We start from the raw sequence: 18,141 nt of genomic DNA, 5'->3' as shown, positions 1-18,141 counted from the left end.
AATATGAAAAAGAACTATCTATATTTATTCTTCATCATCCTTGCCACAATGTTTCAGGGATGCAAGGATGACAGCATAGTTGAGGGAGCTGTGTTTTCCCTCAGCCGTGACGGACAGGAGGTAACGGATTTCTCGTTTGGTTACGGACAAGGACATCTTATGGTAGCACTTGCTTCGAATACAGGATGGACACTGGCAAGCGACCAGTCGTGGTGTACTCTTTCTAATGTTTCCGGTAAAGCCACAAAAGAACAGTACATAAAAATAACTTACGAAAGAAATACTGGAGAGCAGGCGCGTAAGGCAACAATCACTATGAATGCAGGTGGGAACATCAAACAATATGTAGTTACCCAAGGCTCCAAATATGATACGATATATCCGGAAGGCATGGAAAAGGATGCAATAGAAGTTGCCAAATCAATTGATATAGGATGGAATCTGGGTAATACGCTCGAAGCACCGGACGGAGAGGATACTTGGGGAGCACCTCATACAACCCAAGCTATTATTGATAAAGTAAAGGAGATGGGTTTCAATGCAGTACGTATTCCGTGTGCATGGAATCAGCCTCAATATCTGGAACCGGATGGAAAGACACTCAAGGCTGATTGGTTAAACCGTGTGAAAGAAGTAGTTGATTTCTGTCTGAATGCAGATATGTATGCCATTGTCAATATTCACTGGGATGGAGGATGGCTGGAACGGAGTTGTGATGCTTCTGCTCTGACAGCAGATTCTATAGCTACAGTCGAGGCTAAAGTCTATGATTTTTGGGAACAAATTGCTACTGCATTCCGTGATTATGACGGACGTCTTTTGTTTGCCGGAGCAAACGAACCTGCTGTCGCAAATCGTGAGGATATGGCTGTTCTGCGTCGATACGAACAGGCGTTCGTGAATGCAGTACGCGACACGGGTGGAAACAACACTTACCGTAACTTGATCGTGCAGGGACCTGACACCAATATAGACAAGACATACGACTGGTTCGAGCTCCCTGAAGACCCGACACCGGCACGTCTGATGGTGGAAGTACACTACTATACGCCATACAATTTCTGTATAAACGACCCGTCCAGCGATTTGGCGGCAAGTATGACATATTTTTGGGGCGAACCTTACGAACAGTATGCCCTTGAATACATGGACGGAAAATTCGATTATGACAACCAGGAAGGATATGTTCACAATCAGATGAATAAGATGAAGACCAAGTTCGTTGACTTGGGGGTTCCTGTAATCATTGGAGAATTTGGCTTGGCATATCGTGTATATGAAAGCGATCCGTTACTTGAAGACTATAAGAACTATGACAAGATTTTGGCAAATATGGATATGCTTCAGGAAAAATGTGAAGAATCCGAAGGCTACTTCCTCGGTTATGTGGCAGAGCAGGCGAAGAACTACGGCTGTGTTCCATTCCTGTGGGATATTCAGGGAGCACGTTTCTTTGACCGTAATACTCTGAGTATTATCGTTCCTGTTATCCACCAGATGCTGATGGATGGTGCTGCTAATGGTCAATATCCATATTGACAATAACAGATTTTTCGATGGCACAGGGACACAAAAGCGTATAAGTTGTAAGTATCAATCGTTTTTTAATATAGTGTCTCTGTGTCTTTTGTTTAACCTAACTATAAAAGCAGAATAAGAAAAACTGAATCACATGAAAAGGACATCAAGTATCTTCATTGTCTTATTTTTATTAACCTTTTGCGGTATGGCACAGGGGTATAAGAATCCTGTTATTCCCGGATTCCATCCTGATCCAAGTATTTGCCGCGTGGGAGAAGACTATTATATTGTAAACAGTTCGTTCGAATATTTTCCTGGTGTGCCTATTTTTCACAGCCGTGACCTTGTCAACTGGGAACAGACAGGGCATGTACTGACACGCGAATCGCAATTGAAAATAAAAGGCGGAAATATGTGGGGCGGTATCTATGCTCCTACTATCCGTTATAATGACGGAACGTATTATATGATTACTACCAATACTTCAGACCGTGGAAATTTCTTGGTATATACGGATAATCCAAGAGAAGAATGGTCAGAGCCGGTGTGGATTAAGCAGGGAGGCATTGATCCTTCACTTTATTTTGAAAATGGTCATTGTTACATGGTGAGCAATCCCGACGGTGCCATATGGCTCTGTGAAATCAATCCGAAAACGGGAGAAATGTTGACAGAATCGAAGCGCATTTGGGGCGGTACCGGCGGACGTTTCCCGGAAGGACCGCATGTCTATAAGCGCGACGGATGGTATTATCTGATGATAAGTGAAGGAGGTACGGAATATGGTCATAAGGTAACTATAGCACGCAGCCGGAATATCGAAGGTCCTTATGAGGGAAATCCGGCAAATCCGATTTTGACACATATAAACCAAAATGGGCAGAACAATCCGATTCAGGGAGTAGGACACGCTGATATGGTACAGGCGCACGACGGTTCATGGTGGCTGGTATGTCTTGGATTCCGTACGCAGAACGGTCAGCACCATGTATTGGGAAGAGAGACATTCCTTGCACCGGTGGAATGGAATAAAGAAGGATGGCCGGTGGTGAATGTGGACGGAACCATAAATCTCGATATGAAGGATGTGAAGACGCTTCCGCAAGCAACAATAAAAAACAGTCCGGATTGGGACTTTAACAATCCTGAACTGGGAGTGGAATGGAACTGGATAGGTATTCCTGTAAAGGAAAATTATTCTCTTACGGAAAACAAGGGTTTTCTCCGTATAAAAGGAAGTGACAAAAAACTGGATGATTATGGAGTCTCACCTACGTTTGTGGGACGCCGGCAGGAGGATATTAATTTCCAAGCCACTACGAGGATGAAGGCAAAGGGAAACGGGAATGTAGGAATGACTGCTTATCTTTGCCCTTCTGCTCATTACGACCTTTATGTAGCTGACGGACAATTGAAACTCCGTTATCGTCTGAACGAACTCTGCCATGTGGAGGACATCTGTCAGATACCTGATGATTTCATATATCTGAGAATAAAGGGGAGTGAAGAGGTTTATTCACTGATGTATTCCATTGACGGTACACATTATTCGGAAGCCGGACGTATGAATACCCGCTATCTTAGTACCGAGACCAACGGAGGTTTCACTGGGGTATATATCGGACTTTTTGCGGAGGGGGAAGTTCAGGCGGACTATGACAATTTCAAGTATATGCCTATTGTTCCGGAAGTTTCTCCTAAATTGATGTCCGGAGATGCCAATCCTTTGCTTGATTTTATGTTTACGGCAGATCCTACTGCCGTGGAACATGAAGGAAGACTCTATGTGTATGCTACAAACGACAACCAGCAATATGAGGCTGTAGGACGTGATGGACGTAACACTTACGAACGTATAAAATCTCTCGTCATGATGTCAACTGATGATATGGTGAACTGGACTTATCATGGAGTCATAGATGTAAACAGCATAGCTCCATGGATTATGGCATCATGGGCACCGTCTATCGTAAAACGTAAGGAGAGTGACGGGAAAACACATTTTTATCTTTATTTCTCAAACAGTGGGTTTGGAACAGGGGTCTTGACAGCTACATCACCGGTAGGTCCTTGGAGCAGTCCTCTTGATAAAAGCTTGATTGACGCCAATACTCCGGGACTTGGAGATTGTAAAGTCCCTTTTGATCCGGGGACAGTGATTGATGACAATGGTACCGGATGGCTTGCGGTAGGTGCAGGTTCTTCGTGTATCATGCGTCTGGGAAAGGATATGCTAAGCATAGACAGTGAAATCGTGAAAATGAATGCTCCTCATCATTTCGAGGCAAATGAGTTGAATTTTATAAACGGTACATACGTCTATACTTATAATACTGATTGGCAGGATTATAGCGATTGGAACTATACTACAGAGAAACCGACGAAATGTAGTATGTTCTATATGACGAGCAAAACGCCTCTTGACAATACGAGCTGGAAATATCATAATAATTACCTGAAGAATCCTGGTGACTATGGACTTGGATTCAGTAACAATCATACACATTTGCATAAATTCCGTGACAAATGGTATTTGTTTTATCACACATTGACATTGCAAAGTAGTTTCAATACCGACGGAGGATTCCGTAATGTATGTGTGGATGAAATAAATGTGGATGAAAAGAGTGTGCGTATTTCCATGGGAAACCAGACCTTGAAAGGGGTTGAACAGATACAGCCGTTAAATCCATTTGTATTTCATGAGGCAGAGACTACAGCCGCAACACAAAACATAAAATTCACGCAGTCGCCTGAAGTGGGTAACATGTATGCGGGAATTTCAAATGGCGAAGAGGGACTGATATGTCTGAGAGGTGTGAAATTTTCCAAGAAACCTTCTTCTTTTGTGGCTAAGGTTTGCGGAAACGGAGTTATTGAGGTACGTCGTGGCATTCCTTCAGGGGAGACAATTGCCACATTGATGGTTGATAACGGTAATATGGAAATCATAAAAAGCGAAGTTACCAGAAAGTTCAAAGGGCAGACGGATCTTTATTTTGTGTTGAGAGGACAGAATATTAGTTTTGATTCATGGAAGTTTGAATAATAAAAAAAATATTGTTAAGTTAATATGAATATATCATTAAATATGAGAAAAAATGTCTTGGCATTTATAATGGTTATTTTTGTGTCATGGAATCCATTTGATGTCTATTCGCAACGTGAACGTATCCTTTTGGACGAAGGTTGGCAGTTTGCTTTAGGTTCTGCTTCATCTCCGGAAAAGGATTTCGGTTGTGGCATTGAAGATTTCAATTATCTTACTAAAGCTAGTTCAGTTCATAATAAAGGTCCTTATTCAAAGGATTTTGATGCTTCAGGATGGGAAAAGGTTGACTTGCCGCATGACTGGGCTGTATATTTGCCTTATGATAAGAATGCCATACATAGCCATGGGTATAAAACGTTGGGATACAACTATCCTGAAAACAGTGTTGGATGGTATCGTAAGATTATAGATATACCGCAAACAGACTTGGGGCGTCATTTGTATTTGCAGTTTGACGGTATTTTCAGGGATTCTAGAATATGGGTCAACGGATTTTATTTGGGAGGTGAACCAAGTGGATATGCCACCCAGACGTATGACATTTCTGAATACCTGAATTACGGGGGTGAAAACTTGATTACCGTTCGTGTGGATGCCTCAATGACCGAGGGTTGGTTTTATGAAGGTGCAGGAATATACCGTCACGTATGGTTGCATAAAACATCTGCCTTGCATGTGGCTCCTTTCGGAACTTTCATAAGCAGCAGGCTTAACTCTACATATGATTCCGCAGTTTTGGATATTGAAACAAATATAGAAAACTCCGGAATGAAAGCAACATCTTTCAAATTACGTCATATATTATTTGATTGTGAAGGAAAAGAAGTTGGCAGTTGCTATGGTAATGGTGAGAATCTATGCCCAAAGGCCTCACAAACAGTATGTTCGCAATTGACTGTGGATAATCCGAAACTTTGGAGTACGGACAATCCATATCTGTACAATGTAATAACTGAGGTCTTTGTAGATGATAAGAAGGTTGATACTTACAATACTAAAATCGGTATTCGTGAAGTTAAATTTGATGCGAATCAAGGCTTTCTTTTGAACGGGAAAGTGGTGAAACTAAAGGGAGTGAACATGCACCAGGATCATGCCGGGGTAGGTTCCGCAATTCCAGATGACTTGCAGATTTACCGTTTGAAGAGGTTGAAAGAATTTGGATGTAATGCTTACCGCTCTTCTCATAATCCAATGACTCCTGAATTGCTTGACGCATGCGACAGTCTGGGTATTCTTGTGATAGAAGAAAACCGTCTTACAGGGATAAACAACGAGCATGTACGTTTGTTAAAGCGGATGATTGAGCGTGACAGGAATCATCCGAGCATTATACTTTGGAGTGTTGGTAATGAGGAATGGGGAATGGAGTGGAGTCAACAGGGTACACGTGTGATTGCTTCCATGCGTGAATATTGCCACAGGTTTGACCCAAGCAGGATGATGACCGTGGCATCAAGCGGCGGGCCTGCAGTCCTTATTCCGGCTGATGTGGCAGGTTATAATTACATACTCCAGAATCCTATTGACAAATATCGTGAGCAATATCCGTTACGGTGTGGTATTGGTACTGAAGAAATCTCAGGGTGCGGAACAAGAGGGGTTTATTTCGACGATTATGAAAACGGGCATATCGCCTCTCTCAATCTTAAACCTGAAGGTAAAGACAGCGTTTTGAATTGTATAGAGCGTGGGTGGAAGTTTTATAGCGAACGCCCTTGGTTAGGTGGGATGTTTTATTGGGTTGGATTTGATTTCCGTGGTGAACCTACTCCAATAGGGTATCCGCAGACCGGTACACACAAAGGAATCTTCGATTACTGCGGTTTCCCGAAAGATGAAGCATGGTATCTGAAATCATGGTGGACAGACGAACCTACGCTACATATTTTTCCGCATTGGAACCTTGAAGGGCATGAAGGCGAAAGTGTAAAAGTTTGGGTTTACAGTAATTGTGATGAAGTGGAACTTACGGTGAATAATAAGAAACTCGGACGTAAAAAAATGCCTGAAAATGGTCATTTGTCCTGGGATGCCGTTTATTATCCTGGTACAGTCAAAGCTATAGGATTTAAGAACGGTAAAAGACAATTAACACGGATGATTCGTACATCAGGGAAACCGGAACGTATTGTACTGACTGCAAACAAGGATACATTGTTTGCAAACGGACAAGATGTAGCTGTTATAGATGTGGAGCTAAAAGACAAGAAGAATAATTTTGTTCCTACAGCTTGTCCTTTGTTAAAGTTTACCGTTGAAGGTCCTATACGGATTTTAGGTGTAGGGAATGGTGACCCTGCATATAAAGATGGTGATTCGCCGAAGGATAGAGGCGCGCGCCACTATCAGGTAAAATCATTCAATGGCTTGGCACAAATCTTATTGCAATCTGATACACAGAAGGGAACGGCTACTTTAACAGTAGAAGGAGAAGGACTTGCCGGAACTTCTTATACAATTGAATGCAAGTAGTTTTTATATTTATCCTATGAAGAAGATAATATTTTTTATTATATCTATTCAGGCCGTTATTGGAACAGCCCAAACAGCGTTTCTTGACAATATATATTATTATATAGAGAATCCGGCAATATTTGAGGTTAATCAGGAGCCGGGAAGAAGTTATTATATACCAAAAAGTAACATTTCACTTAACGGCTTATGGAATTTTAGGTGGTTTGTTACCCCGGATAGCATACCAGCTGATTTTTACAGTTATAGTTACGATGATGATAACTGGGATAAAATAGAAGTACCTTCAAACTGGGAAATGTTGGGATATGGTGACAAGCTCTTCAGAAATGTGAATGCCCCATTTAAAGTTAATGTGCCGTTTGTGCCGAGAGACTATAATCCTACAGGTCTGTATCGGAAAACTTTTACAATACCTGATGATTGGGATGGCAAACAAGTATTTTTGCGTATGGAGAAAGTTGCCTCAGCATCATTCGTATGGATAAATGGGCAAGAGGTGGGATATAATGAAGGGGCTCAGGAGCCTGCCGAATATAATATCACGTCTTGTTTAAGGGAAGGTAAAAATGTTATTTCTGTTTTGGTAGTCAAATATAGTGACGGCTATTATCTTGAAGGTCAGGATTATTGGCGCTTTGCAGGAATATTTGATGATGTCATAATCTATTCAACACCGGATACAAGATTGTTTGATTGGTGTGTTGAAACAGAATTGGATGATAATTATATCAACTCAGAACTTAATCTAAGAGTAGATGTAAAAAGGTATGGAAATAGTATAGAAGGTGAGTTGAAAGTAAAAGCCGTTTTGCTGGATAGACACTCCGATATAATAAGTGAGTTTTCATCTCCTTTGTTTGAAATAGACAGGGAACAGTCTGTATCTATATCGGAAGAAATAATCAATCCTTTGAAATGGACTGCTGAAACACCAAATCTATATGACTTGCATTTGTTACTTTTAAACAGTCAGGATAAGATAATTGATAAAATTGAAACAAAAATAGGTTTTAAGGAAACGCAAATAATAGATGGAGTATTTTGCTTGAATGGAGTTCCAGTAAAGATCAATGCTCAGAATTCACATATGCAACATCCGCGATGGGGACATGTGATGCGTGAGGATGTTATCAGACAGGATTTTGAATTATTGAAACAGTTTAATTTTAATGCCGTGCGTACTTCGCATTATCCTCCTGTGAATTCATATCTAAGATTGGCCAATGAGTATGGACTTTATGTAATAGATGAGGCAGGGGTTGAAGCTCATGCAACAGAATGGGTATCTGAAAGAAGTGATTTTACGGAAATGTATAAAGAGAGAGTGCGAAGGATGGTCTTGCGGGATAGAAATTATCCTTGTGTCTTGTTTTGGAGCGCTGGAAATGAGTCTGGTGAGGGATTTAATATTACGGAAGTTGTGAAAGAAGGCAAGAAATATGATGAAACAAGGCTTTGGATGTATGGTGGAAATGCACCAAAACATGAAGCAGAGGATATTGTCGGCCCTAGATATCCTAGTCCGATAGAGTTGGAAATACAGCAAGGTATGGGCTATGATAATGATATAAGACCTTCTTTTATGGATGAATATTTGTCTGTAGCAGGAAATGGAGGCGGTGGATTGGATGATTATTGGCGTGTCATAAATTCTCATTCAAGGATAATTGGTGGAGCTATTTGGGATTTTGTTAGTCCTGGTATAGAAGAAAAAGTAAGGAGGATACAGGACGGCTCACCATTTGATACTCCTGCAAACATTATGGGAAAAGTATACTTGAAAAGGATTGGGAATAATACGGTTGCGGACTTTAGTGGTCATGATGCATGGATTGAGATTTACAGAGGAGAGAATCTGGAGTTGACGAGTAATCAGCTTATTTTAAAATTTGATGTATATCCGCGTGCTTCATGTAAGGATTCAGGCTCTTTTATAACTAAGGGCAATAATCAATTTGGGGTACATCAAAACGGAGTAGATGAAATAAAGTTTTATATTTTCACTGACAAAAGGTACGAACTGACAGCAAAACTTCCGTTAAACTGGGAGTATAATTGGCATAGTGTATTATGTGAGTATGATGGGAAATTCATGTCTATATCTGTAGATAATATAGAATTGGCAGAGATGCCTGCTAATGGTCATATTAAGAATCTGCCATTCCCGGTAAATATAGGTCGTAATTCAGAAACCCAGGGGTGTGATATTAATGTTGCTATATGTGACGCAATGATTGATAATGTCGCCATATTTGATAAAATCTATTCAGCAAATGTTTTGAGTAAAGAAAATTCTGTACTATGGCTTGATTTTGAGAATGAAAACCCGTCAGGGACATTTTATAGCTATGGTATTGGTGCAAGGACTTACGGTTCAATATGGCCTGACAGAAAGCCGCAACCGGAAATGTGGCAAATGAGAAAATCAGCACAACCGGTTGATTTCAGCTGGATAGATAATAATGGCAATTTTATTGTTGAGATATGGAATAAGCATAGTTTTATAGAACTGGATAAATATTTGGTTGAATGGTTCCTTACGGAGGATTGTAAAATTGTCCAACGTGGCATTGTAGATGAGAATATAGCTCCGTTGCATAAAAAGAATGTGGCTATACCTATTTCTATACCTGAAATAAAAGATAATGTAGAATATAGATTGGAATTTAAGGTAAGCCTGAAGAGTAAAGAGATATGGGCCGATAAAGGTCATATAGTTGCATGGGAACAGCTTGATTTGCCATGGCATAGGGACATTGTTTTACCTATGCAATGTGGAAACCATAATTTGAATTGTGTGGATACTGATACTTGTTTGTGGGTCGAAGGAGATGGTTTTAAATATGGATTTTCTAAAGGAACTGGACGATTGTTTTCTTTATATATAAATAATGAGGAGGTAATAAAATCAGATGTTGATTTTAATGTATGGAGAGCCCCTCTTGCTAATGAACTGGACGATTGGGCTGCATGGGGAGAAGATCGTACTGGCTGGAAGAAAGAATATGGTATGCGTACCGTCAATGAACAATATTCTTTCGGGATTGATAAATTGAAGGATATCATGGTATCTTTTGATTATAATAAAGGAAATGATGTTGTCAATATTTATAGCCGAAGCTATAAATTGTCTCCTGATGAGTCTTATGGAAAACTAGATAAGTATATATCAGGCGTTCAGATAAATGGATTTGAGAATATATATAGATATTGCGTTAAAAATACTGGAGAGATTGATATAAACCATATGATTGTTCCACAAGGTAGACTTCCGAGGTGGTTAATGAGGATAGGCCTTACAATGGAAATAGATTCTACTTATAATAATATTTTATGGTATGGAAGAGGACCTCAAGAAAATTATCCGGATAGAAAAACAGGATATCCGGTTGGACAATATAGCTCAAATGTTAATGATATGTATGAACCTTATCTGATACCGCAAGATTATGGTTTGAGGTGTGATAACAGATGGTTGATGATTAAGAATAAGAGCGGACGTGGCTTAAAAATCTCTATGAATGAATTGTTTAATTTTAATGTATATCCGTTTTCGACTGATAATCTAACCAAATCATTATATACTTATCAGTTGAAGAAGAGTAAGAATGTTACTTTGAATCTTGATTATGCAACTTCTGGAGTTGGATGTACATGCAGGTCTATAATGTTACCATATAAAGTACCAGTAACAAAATATGAGAGGAGTATAAAATTTTTGCCTTTAAATAAATAATTGGTAACATTTTAAAATAAAATAGCCTATTTTGAAATTAATCTGTTATGAAATAATACCTGCTATGCAAAGTGTAAATAGTAATATAAATAATAAGTTTAATATAATTCAAGTTTCGCAAGTAATAAAGTATTATCAGTCAACAAGTTGACTTAGAAGGTAAAGCTTAAATGCCAAACAGCATTATACAGTCAATGTACTTACTATTAAACTTTACATACTGAAGACCACTTTAGGTGGGCTGATACCTCCTTTATTACTTTAAAACTCAAGTTTTGCATTTGCGAAACTTGAATAATATAATATTAATTCAAACATGAAAAAATTAATTACGATTACATGCCTGATGATGATGCAGGCTGGAGCAATGGCAAAAATAGTATTGCCTGAAATCTTGAGTGACAATATGGTTTTGCAGCAGCAAACAGATGTTTGTCTGTGGGGGAAAGCAGATAGTGACAAGGAAATAACAATTTGTCCTTCTTGGACGAATAATGTTTATAGAACAATGTCAGATAAGGATGGCAAATGGATAATAAAAATAGAGACTCCATCTGCAAGTTACCAGACTTATGCCATAACATTATCCGATGGCGAGGAAACTAAGTTGAGTAATATTCTGATAGGTGAGGTTTGGTTTTGCTCCGGACAGTCTAATATGGAAATGCCTTTAAGGGGTTTTTGGAATGCTCCAATAGAAGGTGCAAATGAATTGATAGCTACGGCCTCGAAGTGGAAAGGCATACGAGTTGCTACAATAGGTAGGGACGGGCAGACAGAACCTGTTGATTACTGTAGGGGCAGTTGGAAAGTCAGTAATCCTGAAAATGCTCCTGAATTTAGTGCCACAGGGTTTAATTTTGCTATGATGATGAATCAGGTTTTGGATATTCCTATTGGTATTATAAATTGTAGTTGGGGCGGTTCTACCGTAGAAGGATGGTTACCTCGTGAAATAGTGGCAGAATATCCTGATATTGACCTGGAACGTGATATAAGGAGAGAAGACGGATGGTGGCATTATACTAGCCCTACATTGATGTATAATGGTATGTTACATCCATTACAAAATTATACTATTAAAGGTTTCTTATGGTATCAGGGTGAAGCCAATGTGGGAAAACATAACACTTATGCCGAACGCTTGAGGACAATGGTTGAATTATGGCGTAAAGAATGGGGGCTTGGTGAACTTCCTTTTTACTATGTGGAGATAGCACCTTTCAACTCTCCAGAAACAAATTTATTTGCTCTTCTCCGAGAGTCTCAGTTCAAAGCTCAGTCCATGATTCCTAACAGTGGTATGATTTCTACAAATGATTTGGTTATGCCTTATGAAATGAAAAATATTCATCCGAAGAATAAGACAGATGTTGGGAAAAGACTTGCTTATATGGCGTTGAGCAAAACCTATGGTGTACGTGGTATTGAGGCGTATGGACCAGTTTATAAGTCAATGTATATGAAGGATGGTGATGTTTACCTCACATTTGATAATGCTCCGGAAGGCTTCAATCGCATGTCAGACATGGAAGGTTTTGAGATGGCAGGCGAAGACAAAGTGTTCTATCCCGCAGAGGCTGAAGCGTGTGGTAATCAGATAAAAGTAACATGTGAAAATGTAAAAAATCCTGTTGCCGTAAGGTATGGATTCCGCGATTATAAACCGGGTAATGTAGCAAACCTTCGTGGTCTTCCTTTATATCCATTCAGAACAGATAATTGGGAATAAAATATTTGAAGGTGCTCCATCATTTTTATATTGGTGGAGCGCTTTGCATTTATAAAATTGACCATTTATAAATGGTTTTATTGGATAATTCCATAAAAAGATGTTTTTTTGAAAACTGAAAATATCAAAATCTAATGAGAATGTTAAAACATATATTGTCATTTTTATTATTCACCTTTATTGTGTTTTCTGTTAAAGCAGACAATATTAAAATTGCATGTGTAGGTAACAGTATAACAGAAGGCTTTGGGCTGGAAAATCCGTCGCAGGAAAGTTATCCGGCTGTTCTTCAGTCTTTGTTGGGTTATGATTACGAAGTGGGAAATTTTGGACTCAGTGCCAGAACATTGCTCATGAAAGGCGATTTGCCTTATATGAAGGAACAGCGTTTTAAGGATGCACTTGAATTTCTACCGGATATTGTTACAATAAAACTTGGTACAAACGATTCCAAACCTCATAACTGGCTGCATAAGGATGATTTTAAGCATGACTTGAATACATTGTTGGATAGTTTTTCTGCTTTGTCGTCTTCACCTAAAATATACTTGTGTTTGCCTATCCCTTCTGAAAACAATATATGGGGAATTAATGACAGTATAATACATAATTGTATAATTCCGATTATAAAAGAAGTGGCTGTGGAACGGAACATCAGTATGATAGACCTCAATACAGCTATGAAACCTTATTATCCGAATGAATATCAGGACGGAGTACATCCGAACAAATATGGTGCAAGGATAATTGCTGAGTCTATTTATAAATCTATTACAGGAATGGATCTTTTGCCTGAACTAAGGCGTCCTGAGATGGTATTATGGTATGATGAACCGGCTGCACAGTGGGAGGAAACTTTACCTTTGGGAAATGGAAGACTTGGAATGATGCCTGACGGCGGAACTGAAAAAGAACGGATTGTCCTTAATGAGATTAGTATGTGGAGCGGTTCGGAGGCTGATTATCTTAATCCTGAGGCATCAACCAGTTTGTCTGAAATACGCAGACTGCTTTTTAAAGGGAAAAACAAGGAAGCACAGGAACTTATGTATAAAAGCTTTGTACCTAAGAAACCTGAAAAGGGTGGTACTTACGGTGCTTATCAGATGCTTGCTGATATGAATATAGAATATTCTTATCCTCTTGCTGATGAAAGCATGAGTGATTACAGACGTTGGCTGGATTTGAGTGAGAGTGTCGCTTATACTTCTTTCAGAAAAGGTGGGGTAAATTATGTACGCGAGTATTATGTTTCCAGAACTGCAGATGTTATGGTTTTACATATAAAGGCAGATAAAGGAAATTCAATATCTTTCAAAATGAGTCTGAGCAGACCTGAGAGGGGAGAGGTAGAAAGTCCTTCGGACGGCAAGTTTCTTATATCGGGTGAACTTGATAGCGGAAGCAAGGCAAGAGGCGTACGATACTCGGCCATAACAAGTGTTGTAGGTATTGGAGATAAAGCGGAGAGAGAAACAGGAGAGGGTTATATATCTGTACGAAATGCGGATGAAGCATGGGTATTTGTATCAGCCAAGACTTCGTATCTGAATGGAGAAGTGTATTCTACCGAGGCTGAGCGTGTTCTGGATAATGTTTTGGATTATGACTGGAACAAACTTAAAGCGGAAACAATTTCGGCATATGGCGATTATTTTCACCGTGTGGGTATTCATTTGCCTGAGAATTCCAATACTTCACATCTTACTACAGACAAACGTATAGAGAGTTTTCAGTCGTACGACGACCCTTCACTGGCTGCACTATATTATAATTATGGAAGGTATCTGTTGATAAGCAGTACACGTCCGGGTAGCCTTCCTCCAAATTTGCAGGGCTTATGGGCAAATGAGCCTGGCACTCCATGGAATGGAGATTATCATACAAATATTAATGTCCAGATGAACCATTGGCCATTGGAACAGGGTAACCTGACAGAACTTTATCTTCCATTGATTGATTTGGTAAAACGTCTGGTTGAGAGTGGTGAGGAAAGTGCCAAGTCCTTTTATGGAGAAAACGCCAGGGGATGGGTACTTCATATGATGACAAATGTGTGGAATTACACTGCTCCCGGAGAACATCCGTCGTGGGGAGCTACAAATACAGGTGGTGCATGGCTCTGTGCGCATCTTTGGGAACATTATCTTTTTACCGGAGACAGAAACTATCTGTCGGAGATTTATCCTATTCTTAAAGGAGCATCCGAATTTTTCTATTCTACTATGGTAAAAGAACCAAAACATGGATGGCTGGTAACTGCTCCTACATCATCGCCTGAAAATTCTTTCTATCTTAAAGGAAAAGACCGTACACCTATAAGTGTCTGTATGGGACCTACTATGGACATACAGCTGGTTAGGGAGTTGTATTCTAATGTAATAACGGCATCACATATATTGTCTGTCGATTCATTGTATGCAGACTCTTTGAAGAAGGCTATATGTCAGCTTCCTCCTCATCAGATTAGTAAGAAAGGTTACCTGATGGAATGGCTTGAAGATTATGAGGAAACAGATGTACATCATCGTCATGTGTCGCATTTATATGGATTGCATCCAGGCAATCAGATTTCGGTTTATAATACTCCGGAGTTGGCTGAGGCATGTAAGGTGACTTTAAACAGACGTGGAGATGAAGGTACCGGATGGAGTCGTGCATGGAAAATTAATTTTTGGGCACGTTTGGGTGATGGTAATAGAGCTTATAAACTGTTTAAGAGCCTGCTGTATCCTGCATACACTCATGATAACCCTAAACAGCATGGCAGTGGTACATTCCCAAATCTGTTTTGTTCGCATCCGCCATTTCAAATGGATGGAAACTGGGGTGGAACTTCGGGTATAGGAGAAATGCTTCTTCAAAGTCAGGATGGTTTCGTTAGTTTGCTACCGGCAATACCGGATAGCTGGCAAGAAGGTGAATTCTATGGAATGAAGGTGAGAGGCGGAGCTACCGTTGGACTGAAATGGAAGAATGGTAAAGTGGTGCAGGCTATAATAAAAGGTGGTTGGATGCCTGAATTAAAGATTAAACTTCCGGAATATTGTAGTATGATAACGGTTAATGGTAAAGAGTATAGTTCCAAAGGAATCTTACAACTTGATACAGAGAGAGATAAAGATTACATTATAAATTTCAAATATAAATAACTATGAATCAACTAAAGAACCTGTTTATCGCCTCTGCTTTATGCGTAGGCGTGAGTTCGTGCAGCGGACCGGAGAAAAAAGTTCCTGCTGCCATCCCATCAGATCCTGAGATTGAAGCCAACATAAAGGAATGGCTTGGCAAGATGACCTTGGAAGAAAAGATAGGTCAGATGTGTGAAATAACAATAGATGTGGTAAGTGATTTTGAGGAAAGCAAGAAGCACGGCTTTGTGCTTAATCCTGCTATGCTCGACACGGTAATAGGGAAATATAAGGTAGGTTCACTTCTTAATGTCCCTTTGAGTATCGCACAGACCAAGGAGAAATGGGCCGAGGCAATAAAGCAGATTCAGGACATTTCCATGAAGGAAATAGGAATCCCTTGTATATATGGTGTCGATCAGATACATGGAACAACCTATACCCTTGGCGGTACCATGTTCCCACAAGGTATAAACATGGCTTCTTCTTTTAACCGTGACCTTGTCCGTAAGGGAGCAGAAATTTCTGCCTACGAGACCAAGGCCGGATGCATTCCATGGACATATGCTCCTGTCGTTGATTTGGGCCGTGACCCACGCTGGTCGCGTATGTGGGAGAACTACGGTGAGGACTGCTATGTAAATGCCGAGATGGGTAAGGCAGCTGTTGCCGGTTTCCAGGGAGAAGATCCTAACCATATCGGTGAGTATAATGTAGCCGCTTGTATGAAACACTATATGGGATACGGTGTCCCTGTTTCCGGCAAGGACCGTACACCTTCATCAATATCACGCAGTGACATGCGTGAGAAACATTTTGCTCCTTTCCTTGCAGCTATCCGTAACGGAGCATTGAGTGTAATGGTAAATTCCGGTGTTGACAACGGTATGCCTTTCCATGCCAACCGTGAGTTCCTTACCGAATGGTTGAAAGAAGACCTGAACTGGGACGGTATGATAGTAACCGACTGGGCCGACATCAACAATCTTTGTACCCGCGACCATATTGCCGCCACTAAGAAGGAAGCTATAAAGATAGCAATCAATGCGGGTATAGATATGTCTATGGTTCCATACGAGGTAAGTTTCTGCACTTATCTGAAAGAATTGGTAGAGGAGGGAGAAGTACCAATGAGCCGTATCGATGATGCCGTATCACGTGTCCTTCGTCTCAAATATCGTTTGGGACTGTTTGAGAATCCATACTGGGATATCAAGAAGTATGACAAGTTCGGTTCTTCAGAATTCGCTGCAGTAGCTCTTCAGGCAGCCGAAGAATCTGAAGTTCTTTTAAAGAATGAGAACAATATCCTTCCAATAAAAAAAGGTAGTAAGATTCTGTTGACCGGTCCAAATGCAAAATCCATGCGTTGTCTTAATGGCGGATGGTCATACAGCTGGCAGGGACACCGTGCCGACGAGTGTGCCCAGGCATATAATACCATATATGAGTCTTTGTGCAATAAGTATGGAAAGGAAAATATAATTTATGAACCAGGTGTTACATATGCTCCTTATAAGAATGACAATTGGTGGGAGGAGAACGCTCCAGAAATAGGTAAGGCCGTATCAGCAGCTTCCCGTGCCGATGTCATAGTTGCATGTATAGGTGAGAACTCCTATTGCGAGACACCGGGTAATCTTACCGATCTTACCCTTTCAGAAAATCAGCGCAATCTGGTTAAGGCACTTTCAAAGACCGGCAAACCTATTGTTTTGGTATTGAATCAGGGACGTCCACGTATCATAAATGATATAGAACCATTGGCTCAGGGAGTAATCAACGTAATGCTTCCAAGCAACTACGGTGGTGACGCTTTAGCTAACCTTATGTCCGGTGATGCCAATTTCAGTGCTAAGATGCCATTTACATATCCTAAATATATCAATGCCATAGCTACCTATGATTACAAGCCTTGTGAGAATATGGGTCAGATGGGCGGTAACTATAACTATGATTCAGTGATGGATGTCCAGTGGCCGTTCGGTTTCGGTTTGAGCTATACAACATACAGTTATGATAATCTCCGTGCAGACAAGACTTCTTTCACTGCAGTTGATGAAATAACGGTGTCTGTAGATGTAACTAATACTGGAAGTGTAGCAGGTAAAGAGGCCGTTCTTCTGTATTCAAAAGACATGGTTGCAAGCAGTACTCCGGACAACATCCGTCTTCGTAACTTTGAGAAGGTTTCATTACAGCCTGGTGAGACTAAGACTGTAAGCATGAAGATAAAGGGAAGTGATCTGGCCTTTGTAGGTTATGACGGCAAGTGGCGTCTGGAGAAAGGTGACTTCAAGCTTAAATGTGGCGATAAGTGGATTGATTTAAGCTGTTCAGAAACTAAGGTTTGGGAAACTCCGAATAAATAATTGACAAAAAAGAGGGTGTGTCAAAACTAAAATGACTACTCCCTAAAGTTACAGATTATAACTATAATATTTAAAAGGGGCCGTATCAAACTCTGTATTGAGTAATGATGCGGCCC

Annotated in this window: 7 protein-coding genes and 1 pseudogene; all 8 read left to right on the top strand. The window is 40.1% G+C overall.

What is annotated here, in order from left to right; translation table 11 throughout:
* The first annotated feature begins 3 nt into the window (after positions 1 to 3).
* Positions 4 to 1,539, top strand: a complete 1,536-nt coding sequence (locus H6A61_RS04540; RefSeq protein WP_204391439.1) for a cellulase family glycosylhydrolase — start codon at positions 4 to 6, stop codon at positions 1,537 to 1,539.
* A 133-nt stretch (positions 1,540 to 1,672) separates the two neighbouring features.
* Positions 1,673 to 3,193: pseudogene (locus tag H6A61_RS04535) on the top strand (glycoside hydrolase family 43 protein); the annotation flags it as partial.
* Entirely contained in the window at positions 3,194 to 4,570 is a 1,377-nt protein-coding gene (locus H6A61_RS15925) for a glycoside hydrolase family 43 protein (RefSeq protein ID WP_346342328.1), read from the top strand. It abuts the pseudogene before it with no gap.
* A gap of 42 nt (positions 4,571 to 4,612) precedes the next feature.
* Positions 4,613 to 7,048, top strand: a complete 2,436-nt coding sequence (gene galA / locus H6A61_RS04530) for a beta-galactosidase GalA (RefSeq protein WP_204391437.1) — start codon at positions 4,613 to 4,615, stop codon at positions 7,046 to 7,048.
* 16 nt (positions 7,049 to 7,064) lie between these two features.
* The gene (locus H6A61_RS04525) at positions 7,065 to 10,787 is read left to right on the top strand and encodes a glycoside hydrolase family 2 TIM barrel-domain containing protein (RefSeq protein WP_204391435.1); all 3,723 of its coding nucleotides are present in this window, start codon (positions 7,065 to 7,067) and stop codon (positions 10,785 to 10,787) included.
* Positions 10,788 to 11,103: 316 nt separating this feature from the next.
* Positions 11,104 to 12,519, top strand: coding sequence for a sialate O-acetylesterase (locus H6A61_RS04520; RefSeq protein ID WP_204391433.1), 1,416 nt, complete (start codon positions 11,104 to 11,106; stop codon positions 12,517 to 12,519).
* A 140-nt stretch (positions 12,520 to 12,659) separates the two neighbouring features.
* Complete coding sequence (locus H6A61_RS04515; RefSeq protein WP_430746777.1) at positions 12,660 to 15,671, top strand: glycosyl hydrolase family 95 catalytic domain-containing protein; 3,012 nt, start codon at positions 12,660 to 12,662, stop codon at positions 15,669 to 15,671.
* 2 nt (positions 15,672 to 15,673) lie between these two features.
* Positions 15,674 to 18,025, top strand: coding sequence for a glycoside hydrolase family 3 N-terminal domain-containing protein (locus H6A61_RS04510; protein ID WP_204391429.1), 2,352 nt, complete (start codon positions 15,674 to 15,676; stop codon positions 18,023 to 18,025).
* The last annotated feature ends 116 nt before the right edge of the window (positions 18,026 to 18,141 follow it).

This window comes from Bacteroides caecigallinarum (genome assembly GCF_016901995.1).
In the GTDB taxonomy this organism is placed as follows: domain Bacteria; phylum Bacteroidota; class Bacteroidia; order Bacteroidales; family Bacteroidaceae; genus Phocaeicola; species Phocaeicola cellulolyticus.
The sequence above is the reverse complement of the archived record's forward strand: the minus strand, read 5'-3'. Positions and strand labels throughout refer to the sequence as shown.

Coding starts and splice junctions, on each gene's coding strand:
- H6A61_RS04540 (WP_204391439.1), top strand. CDS start 4: ATGAAAAAGAACTATCTATATTTATTCTTCATCATCCTTGCCACAATG.
- H6A61_RS15925 (WP_346342328.1), top strand. CDS start 3,194: ATGCCTATTGTTCCGGAAGTTTCTCCTAAATTGATGTCCGGAGATGCC.
- galA (WP_204391437.1), top strand. CDS start 4,613: ATGAGAAAAAATGTCTTGGCATTTATAATGGTTATTTTTGTGTCATGG.
- H6A61_RS04525 (WP_204391435.1), top strand. CDS start 7,065: ATGAAGAAGATAATATTTTTTATTATATCTATTCAGGCCGTTATTGGA.
- H6A61_RS04520 (WP_204391433.1), top strand. CDS start 11,104: ATGAAAAAATTAATTACGATTACATGCCTGATGATGATGCAGGCTGGA.
- H6A61_RS04515 (WP_430746777.1), top strand. CDS start 12,660: ATGTTAAAACATATATTGTCATTTTTATTATTCACCTTTATTGTGTTT.
- H6A61_RS04510 (WP_204391429.1), top strand. CDS start 15,674: ATGAATCAACTAAAGAACCTGTTTATCGCCTCTGCTTTATGCGTAGGC.